This window comes from Hymenobacter nitidus (genome assembly GCF_020447315.1).
Lineage (GTDB): Bacteria > Bacteroidota > Bacteroidia > Cytophagales > Hymenobacteraceae > Hymenobacter > Hymenobacter nitidus.
Genome location: NZ_JAJADQ010000002.1, coordinates 141,651 through 156,813, shown reverse-complemented (window position 1 = coordinate 156,813; position 15,163 = coordinate 141,651). Strand labels below are relative to the sequence as shown.

The 15,163-nt window shown below is 64.5% G+C and carries 12 protein-coding genes; 5 read left to right on the top strand and 7 right to left on the bottom strand.

All coding sequences use genetic code 11. From position 1 onward, the window contains the following. Positions 1–39 precede the first annotated feature (39 nt). Positions 40–1,017, bottom strand: coding sequence for an acyl-ACP desaturase (locus LGH70_RS03980; protein WP_226182937.1), 978 nt, complete (start codon positions 1,015–1,017; stop codon positions 40–42). Between the two features lie 106 nt (positions 1,018–1,123). Then, a complete protein-coding gene (locus LGH70_RS03975; RefSeq protein ID WP_226182935.1) occupies positions 1,124–2,746 on the bottom strand; it encodes a hypothetical protein in 1,623 nt (540 codons plus the stop codon). Positions 2,747–2,884: 138 nt separating this feature from the next. On the opposite strand from LGH70_RS03975, the gene LGH70_RS03970 reads away from it, so the two are divergent. Further along, positions 2,885–4,522: an ArnT family glycosyltransferase gene (locus LGH70_RS03970; RefSeq protein ID WP_226182933.1), complete on the top strand. Its 1,638-nt coding sequence runs from the start codon at positions 2,885–2,887 to the stop codon at positions 4,520–4,522. A 21-nt stretch (positions 4,523–4,543) separates the two neighbouring features. On the opposite strand, the gene LGH70_RS03965 is transcribed toward LGH70_RS03970, so the two are convergent. From LGH70_RS03965 to LGH70_RS03955, 3 genes are all read right to left on the bottom strand, one after another. Continuing rightward, on the bottom strand, positions 4,544–5,500 hold the full coding sequence (locus LGH70_RS03965; RefSeq protein WP_226182931.1) for a glycosyltransferase family 2 protein: 957 nt from the start codon (positions 5,498–5,500) through the stop codon (positions 4,544–4,546). Positions 5,501–5,505: 5 nt separating this feature from the next. Further along, complete coding sequence (locus tag LGH70_RS03960) at positions 5,506–6,807, bottom strand: MATE family efflux transporter (protein ID WP_226182929.1); 1,302 nt, start codon at positions 6,805–6,807, stop codon at positions 5,506–5,508. A gap of 106 nt (positions 6,808–6,913) precedes the next feature. Then, positions 6,914–7,918, bottom strand: a complete 1,005-nt coding sequence (locus tag LGH70_RS03955) for a hypothetical protein (RefSeq protein WP_226182927.1) — start codon at positions 7,916–7,918, stop codon at positions 6,914–6,916. A gap of 143 nt (positions 7,919–8,061) precedes the next feature. Here LGH70_RS03955 and LGH70_RS03950 point away from each other — a divergent pair, with 143 nt between their 5' ends. Both LGH70_RS03950 and corA read left to right on the top strand, forming a co-directional pair. Continuing rightward, complete coding sequence (locus tag LGH70_RS03950; protein WP_226182925.1) at positions 8,062–8,973, top strand: hypothetical protein; 912 nt, start codon at positions 8,062–8,064, stop codon at positions 8,971–8,973. A 344-nt stretch (positions 8,974–9,317) separates the two neighbouring features. Beyond that, positions 9,318–10,523 carry a magnesium/cobalt transporter CorA gene (corA, locus tag LGH70_RS03945; protein WP_226182923.1) on the top strand — a complete coding sequence of 402 codons (1,206 nt, stop codon included), beginning with the start codon at positions 9,318–9,320 and terminating at the stop codon, positions 10,521–10,523. Between the two features lie 92 nt (positions 10,524–10,615). Here corA and LGH70_RS03940 read toward each other — a convergent pair whose 3' ends face one another. After that, positions 10,616–10,933: a hypothetical protein gene (locus tag LGH70_RS03940; RefSeq protein ID WP_226182921.1), complete on the bottom strand. Its 318-nt coding sequence runs from the start codon at positions 10,931–10,933 to the stop codon at positions 10,616–10,618. 32 nt (positions 10,934–10,965) lie between these two features. Continuing rightward, on the bottom strand, positions 10,966–13,701 hold the full coding sequence (locus tag LGH70_RS03935; RefSeq protein WP_226182919.1) for a hypothetical protein: 2,736 nt from the start codon (positions 13,699–13,701) through the stop codon (positions 10,966–10,968). Positions 13,702–13,942: 241 nt separating this feature from the next. Between LGH70_RS03935 and LGH70_RS03930 the strand changes: the two genes are divergently transcribed. Continuing rightward, entirely contained in the window at positions 13,943–14,518 is a 576-nt protein-coding gene (locus tag LGH70_RS03930) for a hypothetical protein (protein WP_226182917.1), read from the top strand. 54 nt (positions 14,519–14,572) lie between these two features. Further along, positions 14,573–15,127, top strand: a complete 555-nt coding sequence (locus LGH70_RS03925) for a hypothetical protein (RefSeq protein ID WP_226182914.1) — start codon at positions 14,573–14,575, stop codon at positions 15,125–15,127. Positions 15,128–15,163: the final 36 nt, after the last annotated feature.

The following is a 15,163-nucleotide window of genomic DNA, read 5'->3' as shown; positions in this document are numbered from 1 at the left end:
CGAGCAAGGGCCTTTTGTTTATTCGGCCGTCCGGACTAACTACTCAATCCACTTGAACTTGTATTCCAGCTTGGGTACCGGCATACGGTCGGCCACGCGGCGCAGGCGGTTGGGCAGGGCCATGACGTAGTCGCGGGCTTTTTCGGCGGCGCCGTTCAGACCCGTAATCTGATCTACCTTCCAGGTCGTGATGAGGCCTTCCAGAATGTCGGTGTAGTCCTGGCTGGTATACACGCCCAGGCGCTGGGCGGCGTCGGTGAAGTGGCCAAAGGTTTTACCCATCTCCACGCCCAGTTCGCGCATGTAGTGGGCCGGCATCACGATTTTCTTGCGCATCATGTCCTCAAAAGCCAGCATCATTTCGGATGGGTCAACCTCGAAGATCTTGTCGACAAAGGTCTGGTAGACGCGGGCATGGCGGGTTTCGTCGCCGGCAATCATACCGCAGATTTTGGACAGCTGCGCGTCGCCGGCCTTGCGGGCCAGGGTGCCCACGCGGCGGTGCGAGAGGTTGGTAGCCGCTTCCTGGTAGCTGGTGTAGATGAAAGCGCGGTACGGGTCGTGGGCGGTTCCCAGGTCGAAGCCGTCGGCAATGAGGTACTGCGTGCTGGTTTCGAACTCGCGCATGTTCACGCGGCCCGAGAGGTAGAGGTAGCGGTTGAGCAGGTCGCCGTGGCGGTTTTCCTCGGCCGTCCAGCCCCGAATCCACTGGGCCCAACCGTTGTTAGGGTCGCGGTTCAGGTCGTCGAGCTGGTGAAACCAGGCTTCGTAGTTAGGCAGGGCTTCTTCCGTGATAGTGTCGCCGATGAGCACTGCTAACAGGTCGTAGCTCAGCCCTTTGGCACGTTCGCGCAACTCACGCACTTCGTCGAAGAACGTTTCCGAGCGGGAATCGGGCAGAAAATCGGCGGGTTGCCAGCTGTCCTCGACCTTTCTAAGAAAGCCGTCAAGATTTTCTTTTAAAAAGGATTCGAGATGCTGAAGCACCTCCCCGCGGGAGGCCACAGTTGCAATCATAGGAAGAAGAAAAGATGGTATTTCGGGGTCAAATGTAGGCATTCACCTCTCAGGGATACGTAAGAACGAGCTGCGCGGCTGCCTATAAAATTTTGGCATTTTACCTTTATTTCCGCCGCTCTATCCGCACTCGGTACGGATGAGGTAAATGATAGTCAGCGGCGGAGCCAGGATTGACGGGCAGAATCGTGGCCCGCCACTGGCGCGAGTTCAGATAGGCCGTCAGCCAGGGCACTATTTCCGGCGTCAGCCACCACTGGGTGCGCGGCCGGGCCGCCAGCCGGGCCAGGCCCCCGGCCAGCGCGGAGGTGCCGGTCAGCTGCCGGCGAAACCTGGGCTGTGAGGGGTCGAGGGTGGGCCAGCCGGTGAGGGCCAGCACCGACCGGGGCGCGAAATGCAGTCCGGCAAACGGCGACTGTGATTTGTAGGCGCCTTCCAGCCCGGCGGCCACCACCAGCTGACCTTGCCGGGTGGCGGGCTCCAAAACCCGCAGCACGGCCAGCCCCCGGGCCCGCTCCTGCCGCAGCACCTGCACGCGGTGCGCCGTCTTGAACGCGTAGGCCACCAGCAGCAAACTCACCACCGCCAGCAGCAGCGGCGACAACCGGGGCAAGGGCCGGCGGGAATCGCGCAGCACGTAGGCCAGATTACTCAGCAGCCACAGTCCCACCAGCGGCATGCCGAGGCGAGGTGGCAGCTTGAGCACCAGGCCCAGACCCAGCAGCAGGCCCACGAAAAAGAGCTGCCCCAGCCAAAAGCTGCGGCGCTGCGCAAACCGCTGACTCCGGGCTACCAGCAGCCAGCTGGCGCCCAGCAAGGTCAGCAGGGCAAAATAGTCGCGCGCCAGCAGGCCAGCCCAGGTGCCGAGCTTCTGCGGGGCGGTGTGCAGCAGAAAGTAGGTAGGCTCGAAGCGGGCCGCGCGCCCAAACAGCGCCGCATTGACCAGGGCCGAATCGGCAAAAACCCAGTGGCCAACGGCCTGCATGCCGAGCTGGTCGGCGGGAGTTTGCGGGCGGGGCTGGTAGAGTTGGTAATCGTTGAGGTTGGACTTGAGCACGTCCAGGGTGCGGTAGGTGGCCGTGGCCGGGCTGCCGCTGAGCAGCAAGGCCAGGCTGGCTAGTCCGAGCAGGCCGGCGGCCGCGCCCACCAGTGAGGCGCCCCGGCGGCCCGCCAGCCAGAGGGCACCGGGGCCGGCGGCCAGCACCCCGAGCATGGCGGCGCTGGGCCGAATCAGCCAGGCCAGGACCAACGCCAGTACGGCCAGCGCCAGGTAGCGGCGGCGCCCTGCCCGTTGCGCCGCCAGCAGCACGGCCCCCGCCGCCAGCAGCACCGGCACCCGCACGTAGTTGAACCATAGGCCGTGCTCCAGCCAGGCCAGGGCGTAGAACCCGGTGAGCAGCAGCGCGGTTTGCCAGCCCGTGAGGCGGTTGCTCAGCAGCTTGTCGAGCACGGCAAATACCAGTACGGTGGCCGCGTACAGCAGCCCGTAGAGCAGCAGCCCATACCAGGGTACCGCCGGAAACTGCTGATACAACCCGGCCAGCACCCCGGCCAGGCCGTGAAAGTACAGGTGCAGATCGGTGACCGGGGCGGCGGCCGTGCTGCCCTGCAGGAGCAGCGTAATGCTCAGGTCGTCGTTGGTTTCGTAGTAGCACCCCAGCCCGGCACTGGCTGCCAGCAGCAGCAGAGCGGGCAACACGACAACGCGCAGAAAGCGGGAAAGCAGCATGGGGGCGGGCAACGGGCCGACGCAAATAAGCGCCGGGGGGTAAAGATGAGAAACGAAAAACGGTTTTTCCGCATCCCGCTTCTTCTCGGCGGCTCCGGTGGCGTGGGCAATTAGCGCCAAATAGGTTGCTTTGCACCCGTGAAGCCGCTCTCCTCCCGTTTGCCCGACCTGACACTCCTGTTCGTAGGGCTAGTCACCGTTGCCTACTTCTTCCTGACCCACGAGGGGCTCTATGACCTGGACGACTACTTCTACGCCCGCTACGCCCACCAGCTGGCCAGCGGCACCTTCCGGGTGGTGCCTGACCCGCAGGGCCTGCTCCACGACCCGCTGAAGGAACGGTGGCTGATTTTTGGGCCCGTGGCTGCGCTCTACCGGGCTTTCGGCATCAACATTATTACCACCACGGTCTGGCCGCTGCTCTGCACGCTGGGATGCTCGGTGATTATCTGGTCAGCCTACCGCCGCCGGGAGCCGGTGGTGGCTGCGGCGGCCATGCTGCTGCTGGGTCTGCACTACTTCACGCTTAATTTAACCAATTACCTCTACCCCGACAACATTCTGATGTTCTGGTGCTTGTGCTGCGGTTTTACACTACTGTTAGGCCGCCGGAGCACAAGTTGGCAGCTGCTCTGGGGTGCCGGTTTTGCTGCTCTCAACTTTGCCGCCCTGCTCAGCAAGGAAACCATCGTTTACTACCTGCCCTTCTATGTGGGCGTGCTGGCTCTGGATAGTTTCCGGCGCCGAAACCTGCGTTTCTGGGTTGCGGCCGGGGCTGTGGGGGCGGGGTTGCTGGTGCTGTATCTGGCGTTTTACCAAGTCTATACCCACGATGCGCTTTACCGCATTCACCTGATTGAGCACACCAATGAATTCCTGAAGGAAGGCAACTTTCTGGTCGGCAACCGGGCGGCGCTGCTGGCCCGTGTTACCTACCAACCCCTGCTGTTTCTGGTGGGCACAGGCCTGGGCGTGGCCCTGGTGCTGGCCGTAGCCGCGGCCCTGGGCCGGCGCCAAAACCGGGACTCCGACGCGAGCTTCTGGCTGGCCCTGGCCTTCTCGACGCTGGCCTTTTACTGGCTGGGCAGCACGTCGCTCAGCCAATACAACCCCATTACGCTGCTGCCGCGCATGAGCACGCCCCTGCTCCCGCCCCTGTGCCTGGCGGCCGGGTTTGGCGTCCGCAACTTCGGGCGCAACGGGCGAGGCGGCTACTGGCTGGCCCTGGTGCTGCTGGCGTGTGCGGCGTGGCTGCACAACAGCTTGGCGGTGCTCTACGCCCTGCCCGCCCTGTATTTCGTGGGGGTCACCTGGCTGGGGGCTTCGCCCGCGGGCACGCGCTGGCAGCCCGGCACCGTGCGCCTGGCGGCCTCGGCCTTGCTGGTATTGGCCGCTGCCCTGAGCATCCGACCCATTTACTTTATGCTGAAGCCCGGCGTTTCGTCCCACTTCGAGCAGCAGCAGGTGATTCGGCAACAGCTCCAGGCACCGGCCCGGGGCGTAGTCTTTGTCGATGACTTCCTGATTGGCAACTACGACTTCTACTACGGCTTCCGGGTGCCGCCGGGCCTGCGGTTCCGCCGCTACTCGGCCGCCGACTCGGTGCGGCTGGGGCCGGGCGAGCAGGGCTGGCTGCTGCTCAACGGCAGCACGCTCACCAACCCCGAGCTGACCCGCAAGCTGATTCGCTATTCTGAAGCCGAGGTGCTGGCCCGGTTTCCGCAGCGGCAGCTGCTGCAGCGGGCCGGCAAGGTGCAGCTCTACCGGGTGCCGTAAGGTTCAGCCCAAAGGCGGCCGTTACTGCTGGCGCAGCCGCGCATACTGGCCCAAAGCCCAATCCAGGGGGCGTACGGCCCGGGTTTGCTGGAGCAGGGCGTACAGCTCCCGGGCTTCGCGCAGGTTGCCCCAGCGCACGGCCTGGCGCAGCTCCCAGCGCAGACGCACGGCTAATGCTGCCCGCTCGGCCGAGGTGCGGCTCAAGCTCAGCGCCTTGCGGCACACCTCGATGGTGGAAGCCAGAAACGGGTCGTTGGGTTGGTAGCCGCGCCGCGACATGGACGACGGGTGCAGCCGCTTTTTGGTCGTTACCTCGTCGAGAAAGTAAAAGCGGCAGCGGCGGGCGGCCCGCACCCAGAAGTCGAAATCCTCGTAGGCCAGCGCCTCGTCGTAGCCGCCGAGCTGGGCCAGCACCGTGCGGCGCATCATCATGGTGGGCGTGCTGATGAAGTAGCGGCTGAGCACGTCGGCAAACACCTCGCCCGAGGCGGGCCGGGGGTGCAGCCGGCCCCGGGCGTCGCGGCGGTAGTGGTAGCGCACGTGGGCCGAGGCTTCGTCGATCAGCTCGGCATCAGAATACACCACGCCGTAGTCGGGCGCCAGCTGCTGGAAACAGGCCACCTGCCGGGCCACCCGCTCGGGCAGCAGCACGTCGTCGGTGGCGAAGTCGATGACAAACTCGCCTTCGGTTTGCCGGAAAGCCTGGTTGAAGGCCCGGCAGTTGCCCTGGTTTTCTGGGAGAAAAATCGTTTTCCAGGTGGGGTTGCCAGCCGCGTAGCGTTCCAGAATGTCCCGACTGGCATCAGTGCTGGCATCATCCACCAATATCACTTCCAGGTTGGGGTAGGTCTGGGCCAGGATGGAGTCCAGGGCCTCGACCAGGAAGGGCGCGTGGTTGTAGCACAACGCCACAATGGTCACCCGCGGCAGGGGTTGGCGGGTGGTATCGGGAGCGGGAATCAGCGGTTCTTTCCTCATAATGCTCAGCGCCAGTACGACCGAAAATAGACCAGGCAGCCCAGCAGCAGCACGCCAAACCGCACGGCGTGGGCCAGCGGTGCCCCCAGCAGCCCGTAGCGGGGCAGCAGCAGGGCCAGCAGCACGGCGTACAGGGCCGCCGAGCCGGCCTGCACCGCCACGTAGCGCCCCACCCGGGCCTGGGCCATCAGCAGAAACAGCAGTGTCCAGGTCAGGAACTTGGCCCAGTCGCCAAGAAACTGCGGGGCCAGCAGGTCGCGGGCGGCGGCAAACTGCGCATCGAAGAGCAGCGGCAACAGCCAGTCGCGCAGCAGGTAGAGCACGCCCAGACCCAGCGCTATGGTGGGCGCCAGCACCAGCAGCACGGTGCGCACGTAGCCGCGCAGCGCGCCCGGCTGCCCCGTCAGGGCCGCCAGGCGCGGGTAGTACACGCTGCCCATTACGGCCGAAAACACCATGGTGTAGTTGTCGGAGAGCTTGGCTACGGCCTGCCACAAGCCGGTCTGGGCCAGGGTAAAATAGCGGATCAGCACGTCGCGCAGCACGAAGTCCACGGCCTTGCTGAACAGCAGCACGCTGGCGGCCATGAGCAGAAACCGGCCCAGGTCGCGCAGGGCGGCCTGGCTTACCCGGCCCCGCAGCGGCGGCAGCAGGCCGTGGCGGGCACAGAGCCAGAGCGTGGGCGCCAGCGTGCCGCCCTGGGCCAGCAGATAGGCCAGCAGCACGTTTTCCACCCGCAGCCCCCGGTACAAAGCCACCGCCACGCCCGCCACCCCGATGCCGCTGAGAATGGTAGTCAGCCAGACGTAGGCCCGCAGCCGCCCGGCCGCCAACAGTACCGCCACCCAGAACGAGTTGGCGGTGAGCAGCACGAGGCCCGCCGCAAACAGCGCCACCCACGCGGCCGAGGGCTGGAACACGCCTACCAACGACTGCCGGGCCAGCAGTAGTGCCCCGGTGCCGAGCAGCAAGGCCAGCGCGTTGAGCAGCAGCCCCGCCCCCAGCCACACCCGGTAACGGGCCGAGCCGGGCCGTAGTGGCGCCAAGTACTTCACGATGCCCACGTGCACACCGTCGTTGGGCAGGGTGGTAAACAGGGCCATCAGGTTCTGAAAGTGAGCCAGCAGCGTGAGGCCCCCGGGGCCGCCGTACACGGCCAGCAGCTTGTTGAGCAGCAGCGCCCCGGCCATGCGGGCCCCCACGGCCAGCCCCGAGCTGAAGGCCCCGCGCAGAAAACGCCCCGCGCCGCCCACCACGGGCTCGGGAACGGAAGCGGAAGGCGTATCGGGCGAGTCGGTGGGCTGCATGCCGGGCAAAAGTAGCGGATGTTCAGGCGCGGGCCGCGCCGGGAGTATGGGCACCAGCACTTTATAGGCTCTGCACCGGTGCAGAGTGGCTGACGGCAGACCAATTCTACTTCTCGAACGTAAGCTTGAGGCTGGGCACGCCGCCGAGGTGGCGCTTGAACTGCAGCAACGACTGGTTCAGGCCCTCGGGCAAAGTAGACGTGCCCAGGTCGAGCAGCTGCTGGCCGTTGGCCCGCCCGAAGGCGTGCAGGCCTTCATTGAGCATCACCACCGGGCTGAAGGTGTTAAAGGCCAAGGGGCTGGCCGGGTAGAAGTTATACAGCACCCGGCTGCTGACCCGGATGGCAATGGTCAGGGCGGCCCACTCCCCCGCCGGGGTGCGCACCGAGAACAGGAAATGGTCGTGCGGGAACAGGCGAAACAGCTCCTGCAGCCGCTCCAGACTCAGGGACAGCGCCTGGCCCTTCTCCTGCCGGCACCGGCTCAGAAACTCGTAGGCCAGGGGCAGGTAAAGTGGCGTTTCCTGCTCGAACACGAAGCCCTGCTGCTGGCATTTGCGCAGGCGCCGCCGCTCCGAGGGGTGCAGCCGGGCCCGGAAGTCCTCGGTCAGCGGCAGGTGGTTGTTGATTTCGGCCAACGCAACGGCGTAGCCCCGCTGCTGCAGGGCGTGGGTCAGCAGGGCATTGCCGGCCGGGTCGTAGGCAAAGGGGTAGCTGCGCAGGCGCAGGTGGGACCAGCCCCGGGCCGCGAGCTGCTCTTCCACTACCTGCAGCAAGGCCAGCAGCACGGCCGCCGGCAGGTTATCTACCAGCTGCACGGCCCCAAACGGCGCCTGCCACGGGCTGTAAGCCAGGTCGCTGCCAGCCTCCCCGAACACATGCAGCTGAGCCACGGTGAGGCGGCGGCGCGCATCCTCCAGGTAAAATGAGAGCACCTTGCCCGGCAGCCGCTGCAGACTCAGGTGGGCAGGCGTTAGGTACAGAAACGGCTCGAAGCCCAGAGGCAGCGTAGGGGCCGCTACGGCGCCGGCCGGCTCGGTGTGCAGTCGCACCACGTACTGGCTGCCGTCCGGGAGGGGCAAAGGCAGCAGACGGGAGGAGGCAGCAGGCATGCGGAAAATAAAAAGGCGGAAAGCAGGGCCGAAAGGGCGAAAGTACAAGTAAAATCGGGGTGCCGGCGGCAAACGACGGGGCGCTGTCGTATTTTTGCGGCCCTTTTGCCGTTTCCCACCCCCTTCATTTCGTCGCGTACCGCATGCTGGCTCTGTTGCTCTCCGTACTGTTTTCGGTTACTATCGTTTTCATTTTCAAATACTTTTCCCGCTTCGGCGTCGACACATTTCAGGCCCTGATTGTGAATTACGTCACCTGCGTGGTGGTGGGCTGGCTGGCCTCGGGTATGCCGTCGTTGGAGCCGCTGCGGGCCGGCGGGGCCTGGCTGGCGGCGGCCGTGGCACTGGGCGGCTTGTTTATCGGCACGTTTTATTTAGTGGCCCTCACGGCCCAGCGCGTGGGCGTCAGCGCGGCCTCGGTGGCCAATAAAATGTCCTTGATTCTGCCCGTGCTGTTCAATCTGCTGGTGCTGCGCCTCTCCCAGCGGCCCTACACCTTCATCAACTACGCCGGCATGGCCCTGGCACTGCTGGCTATTCTGCTCACGGCCCTGCCCCGCCGCTCGAAGGCCGCAACCACTGAAAACGCCGCCCCGGCTGCGGCTTGGTGGCTGCCCCTGCTGCTGTTCGTGTCCAGCGGCGCCGGCGACTCCCTGCTCAACTTTGCCAGCTCTACCCTGCTGCCCGACGCGGCCACCCGCACGCTGTTTCCGCTGGTCACCTTCGCCACGGCCGGGGCCATTGGCCTGCTGATTCTGCTGAGCCGGGTGGCGAAGGGAGGGCAGCAGTTTGCCGCCAAAAACGTCGTGGCCGGCATTATCCTGGGCATTCCCAACTACTTCTCGATTTACTTCCTGATTCTGGCCCTGGGCAACTTCGGCAACGACGGCGCCTTTGTGTACCCGGTCGCCAACGTGGCCACGATTCTGCTGGGCGCTATCGGGGCGGCCTTCCTCTTCCGCGAGCAGCTCGGCACCCGCGGCCGCGTGGGTCTGGCCACGGCCGTAGTAGCGCTCCTGCTGATTTCCTACCAGGAAATTGCGGCTATTTTCTAGGGGTTGTAGCTATTAGCAATAGAAAATGCCAAGTTGAGCATTCTGCGCATCAAGCAGAGACGATACATCTTGCGGGCTGATGTTGGAATACTAAGCCAACGACTTCACGCGAGATGCTTTAGTTGCGCCTCTGCCTGACGTTCCATAGGATCGAAACGGTCTGCAGTAGCCAGCTGCCGCGCCCGTCTGAAGCCGCCTGCTGGGGCGGGGCGTGGTCGTATAGGTTGGGCTGAGGCGCCGCCTCTTCTGCAGCCAAAGCCTGGATATATGCGTTAGTTTGCCAGCCCTGTTTCGCTGCCAATACTACTGCCCCGTATACTGCTCCCGCGCCCTATTCTCCACACATGACCACTGCCTCTTCCGCTGCCCTTCCCGACCCAGCCGCTGCACCGCCGGAACAGGCGCCGCCGGCCGAAACCGCCCGCGCGGGCGTCTCCGACCGCGCCGCCACCCAGCAGGCCCGCGACCAGCAGGTAGGCCAGCGCCCCGGCACGCTCACCATCCGGGCCGGCTCGCTGGCGCCCCGTCTGTTCCTGATATCCTACAGCGACTCATTTTTTCAGGAGCAGGAATACCACAGCTACGATGATCTGCTGGCTTATTTTAAGGCCAACCCCGACCTGAAGCACTGGCTCGACGTGCGCGGCTACAACGACCTGGGCCTGATTCAGCGCCTGATGCAGGACTTCGGGATTCACCCCCTGCACATGGAAGACGTGCTCGGCGACTACCAGCGGGCCAAAGTGGATTTGTTCGACGACAACCGCCTGTTTCTGGTCTCGCGCATGACCGATTTCACGTCCCTGCTGGAAATCGACGACGACCAGCTCTCCCTGGTGACGGGCCCCAACTACGTCGTTTCCTTTCAGGACGACTACGAGGACTGCCTCGACTCGGTCCGCAACCGCCTGCGCTCGGGCTTCAGCATGATTCGGCACAAGCCGCCGATGTACCTGGCCTACGCCCTCACCGACGTGGTGCTCGACCATTACTACCCCACCATGGCCGCCATCGGCGACTATATTGAGGTGCTGGAAGACCGGATTTTCAACGGCCGCCCCAACCGCCACCTGCTCAGCCGCATCCTGCAGATGAAGAAGGATATCGTGCGCTTCCGCCGCCTGGTGTATCCCGAGCGGGAAAAGATTGCCGAAATCCTGCGCATGCCCGAGAATGTGGTGCCCGAGGACATCAAAGTGTTTTTCAAGGACTGCTACGACCACGCCATTCAGGCCATGGACCTGGCCGAGAGCTACCGCGAATCCATCAGCAGCCTGATGGACCTGTTTCTCTCCGACCAGAGTAACCGCATGAACGAGGTGATGAAAGTGCTGACCATCATCAGCAGCATTTTCATTCCCCTGAGCTTCGTGGTGGGCCTATACGGCATGAATTTCCAGCGCGAAAACCCCGACGGCACCATCAACCACCTCAACATGCCCGAGCTCTACGAGCCCTGGGGCTACCCGGTCCTGCTGGGGCTGCTGGCCCTCATCGTCACCGGCCAGCTCATTTACTTCTACCGCAAAGGCTGGCTGACGAACCGGTGAGTCACCGGCCTACTGGCAGGTGATGGGCGGCCCAATGGGTAGTCGAAAATTGATTTCAACTGAGTCGCCCAGCCGGACTTTCAACTGACGGGTTACGCGTGGCCATAACTGATTTGGTATGCCCGAAATACAGACCGGCCCGGTACGAGCTGCGCATGGTAGCTTCCGGAAGTATCCGCCATGATATTGCGCTTATCGATTTTTATAAAGCTGCCCACCAATGGCCTGGCTTGGTCAAAACCATATATTTTTCCAGACACGAACGGGGCCGCAGCAGGGTCTTTGCGCTGTAACACCCGCACCTGGTAGTTTTCCACGGTGGCCGCAGGCCGGATAGCGGGTCTGGAAACAGCCAGCCACTGGCTGAGGCTGCCAAGCAAGCCTATTGCTAAGAGGGAACAGCGGGTCATACGTGTATCCTGATTGGATTCTGTGATTATAGCTAATTCATCTTCAGATCCGTGCGGCGCAGCTCGTTGCCGATGACGCGGTAGAGATGATAGGTGTTGGTCGTGGCATCGTACTCCAGACCCACGGTAGTGGTGCTGCTGTCGAAGGGCTGCCCACCGACCAGGCGGCCCCGGGCGTCGTAGATATAGGCTTTGTGCGGGCCGGGCTCGGTGAGCACGTAGGCGCTGCGGGCCGGGCCGAAGCTCAGGTATTGCACCGGCTTGGGACCCGAGGTAATAAAGCTCTGGCTCAGCAGCTGCCGGCCCGTGGGCTCGAACACGCTCAGCCGGCCGCCGTCTTCGCGCGCCACCACGTAGCTGCGCTGGTTTTGGTCCGGAATCAGCTGGAAGATGGAGTTGCGGCTCCAGGTAGCCACCCGCGCCCGCGCCACGATGTCGCCGCTCAGGTTGAAGCTCACCCGCTCGCCGTGCTGGGTAACTACCGTGAGGCGGGACCGCCGCAGCGTAGAGCCACTTTCCACGAAAGCCCCCGAGTGCAGCCGTGCCCCCACGCTGATGGGAAAGCCCGGATACACGCTACCCTGCTCGTCGTAGGCATAGATATAGCCGTTTTCCAGGAGCACCACCAGCACGTCGCGCCCTCCCACCACCAGGTAGTGGGGCGGGGCAGCCAAGCCAAATTCCATGCGCTTGGGCTGCCAGCCGGGAAAAGCACGGCCGTTGGTATCGAACAGAAACAGGTCGCTGCCCCCGCCGCCCACCAGCAGCCGCGGCGCCTGCCGCCCACTCACCGGCGACGCGGTCAGGGAAGTGGCCTGCACGCTGTCGGGCAGGTGCAGGGGGAAGTTGGGCGCCTCGCGGCCGCCCTCATCCAGCAGGTGCACCAGCGTGGGCGTGGCAAAGAGGTAGCCCGTGCTGCTACCCACCGGAATCCGGCGAATCGGGCTCACCAGGGGCCCCGGTAGCGAGTCGGACCAGGCTACCACGTTGTCGGGCGTGACGTAGTGCAGGGCCTGCCGGGCATCCTGCACCAGCACGCCCGGCAGGCGCGCCCCCGTGACGGGTACCAGGGTCGGGGCACTGGTCAGCTGCGACTTAAACGCCAGCGCCCCGCCCGTGCCGTTGGCCGACTGGGGCTTGGCCACGGCCGGCCCGATGGCGGGGTGGCGCAGCACGAGCTGAGTGAAGTACTGGGCCCCGGGCTCGGCTTCGTTGACGGCGGGCACAAACTGCAGGGCAATCTGAGGAAAGCGCTGAAACAGGGTTTCGTTGCGCAGCAGCCCCGCCCGGCGGTCTTCCACCAGGGCCCGCAGCAGCACGTTCCAGATGTTGCGCGTGTCGATGACTACCCTCATGCGGGCCAGGGGCTGGGTTTCCTGCAAAAAGGCAACCTGCGTGGGCGAGCGGCTCCAGACGTTATCGGCCACCACGTCGGTCAGCCAGAGCCGCAGGGCCGCCGCGTCTTCGCCAAACACCACGTAGTTGCCGACCTGGGTCACGGCCGGTGCCGCAAAGCCCGAAAACATGGTACCGAGCAACCGGGCGGGCAGCTCCGGCACGCCGGTCTGGTAAATCTGGTAGGGCCCCACCCGCTCGAAGGCCGGACTCACCCCGTTGAGGCGCCGCAGCTGGCCCAGCAGCGTAGCTACCCGGACGGGCGCCGGGCAATAGGCCAACGCCAGCTTGGCCGGGCGAATCCGGGCCGAGGGCGTGGCCAGGTAGCACAACGCCGCTTCCTCGCTGAGGCCGGCCGCCAGACTATCAAGCAGCGGCGCGGCCTGCTGGTCCAGCGAATCGGTAGCGGCCGGGCGCGCCGGGCGCAGCACCCGGGCCTGGCTGAGCCCCAGATGCACCAGAATGGCCGTGCGCATCGACAGTACCTCGGCCATGCGCAGGCGCTGGGTGGGCTGCCCCTTCAGGCGCTGGTGCAGGGTATTGCGGGCCGTTTCGGGGTTGGCAAAGCCGTTGAACACCACTTTGTTGCCCGCCAGCTTCATTTCAAACTGCCCGTTGCGGGCCAGGCTTGTTACGGTAGCAAAGCCGGGCTGGGCCTCAGCCCGGAAAAATACGTTCAGAAACTGCGGAATGCGCCGGTAGTTGATCAGCAGCGTGGCGTCCACATCCTTGAGCTGCAGGAAGTCGGTGCTCTGAAAATCGGCGGCGACAGAAGGCAGCTTCGGGTGCAGCAGGCGCTGCACTACGGCTTCGACCAAGCCGGCATTGGCGCTCAGAATAAGGTGGTTACGATAATTGAAGTAGGTAATACCCTCGCCCGTAGCCCGCTCCCGGATATCAATCAGCTGCTCGCCCTGGTAGTCGCGGGAGCTGACCTGGTAGCGCGGGTCGCGGCCCAGGCCATCGGCCAGGGTGCGCACCTGCCGGTATTCGCGCACGCTCCCGATAGGCACCTGAAACAGCACATCGAAGGTGCGCGGGCCCGTGACGTGCACCGACGTGAGCACCTTCTTAGTGCCCAGAAACCGCAGCAGCGTGTTGCGCGCCCCGGTAATGCTGTCGACCAGGGCTACGTGCTCTTCCACCTGCTGGAAGTAGCGCACGGCCGTCAGGTTGTCCCAGATCTGGGTTTCCTTGAGGTGGCGCACCAGCGTGGCATGGTCGCGGGTGGCGGCCACAAACACGGCATCGTCGGGCACCAGCGCCCAGGGGTCGACGGGCACGCTGGCCACGGCCCGGCGGTAGTATACATAGGAGCCGAGGGCCGAAACCAGCAGCAAGCCTATCAGAAACACCAGTAGCTTTTGCGACATTACGCGGGTGGCGGTGGGAGAATGCGGGCGGCAAAAATAGCTATTCGCCGCCCAACTGCGCCGATTGGCTCCGGCTCGTCAGCAGTTATAGCTATTGCGCCTTAAGGGGCGGCTAAAAACAATCTGAACGGTACTCAGATAAAAAGTTGGGAAAGCCGCAGAGAAAGAATGCGTGACCCCAGGCGAAGAAGAGCGTCCGGTTTAGGGTACGAAGTGTATCTTGGAGAAGATATTTTCGCTCATGCGCTTACTTTATTCTCGTTCGCCCTGGCTTCTGCTGTCTTCCGTGCTGTGCGCGGCCTGCTTCCAGATTCGGGAACCCGAGCCCGCCGATGCCGCCAGCGACTGGCTTGCGCCCACCCAGATTGATATTCTGCTGGCCAATTTCACGACGGCCGTGCAGCGCCTCAACGTGCCCAACTACGAGCGGTGCTTCAGCGGCCCGGGCTACCGCTTCGTGCCCGACCCCACGGCCGCGGGCACGGCCGCGGCCCTGTTTGCCAACTGGAGCGTGAGCGAGGAGCGCGACTATTTCAATAGCCTGCGCCGGCGCACGGCCGCCTCGGCTACCCACCAGCTGGTGCTCACCGACCGGCGTGACCAGTTTTTCACGGCCGACTCGGCGGAGGTATCGGCTTTGTACCAGCTGCGCGTGGTGCAGCAGGATACCGCCTTTCGGCCGGCGTTGCTGGAGGGCAACATCCGGCTGCTGGTGCGGCGGCGCAACAACGAGTGGAAGATTGCCGGCTGGCGCGACCAGCGCACCTCCGGGCAGGCCACCTGGACCGATTTGAAAAAGTATTTCATTACCCGTTAACTTCCGGGAAACTAGCTGGTTCTTTACGGCGCCACTTCCTTCCTCTCCCGCGCTATGCTGCCTTGGCTGTCGTCTGCCGTTGCTTCGCCCACTGCCCGCGCCGGGGCGGCGGTGGCCACGTTGGGCGCGCTGCTGCTGACGGCCTGCAACCCCTTCGCGCCCGGCCTCGACGACGCGCCCACCGACCCGAACCAGCTGCTGGGCAACCCCGTGACGGTGCGCGGTTTTTTCGAGCGGTTCCGGGCCAGCTACCAATTGCGCGACTCCACTCTGTACGGGCAGCTGCTGGACCGCCGCTTCACCTTCACCTTCCGCGACTTTGCCAACAACGTGGACCGCTCCTGGAACCGCGACGTGGAAGTAAACACCACCTACCGCCTGTTTCGGGCCGCGCGCACCGCCAACCTGCAGTGGACCCAGTACCTGCCCACCTCCGACACGGCCTTTTCCGACACGCTGGCCTACGTGGAGCGCGCCTTCAGCCTCACCATCGAGCAGCGCGACAACCAAACCTTTGCCGGGGCGGGCAGCGCCCGAATAGTCCTGGTGCGCAAAAACCGCAACGACCCGTGGCGCATGCGCAGCTGGTACGACCGGAGTGAGTTTTAGCCCTTCCATGGCCGCCCACGAAAAGGCCGAAGCAGA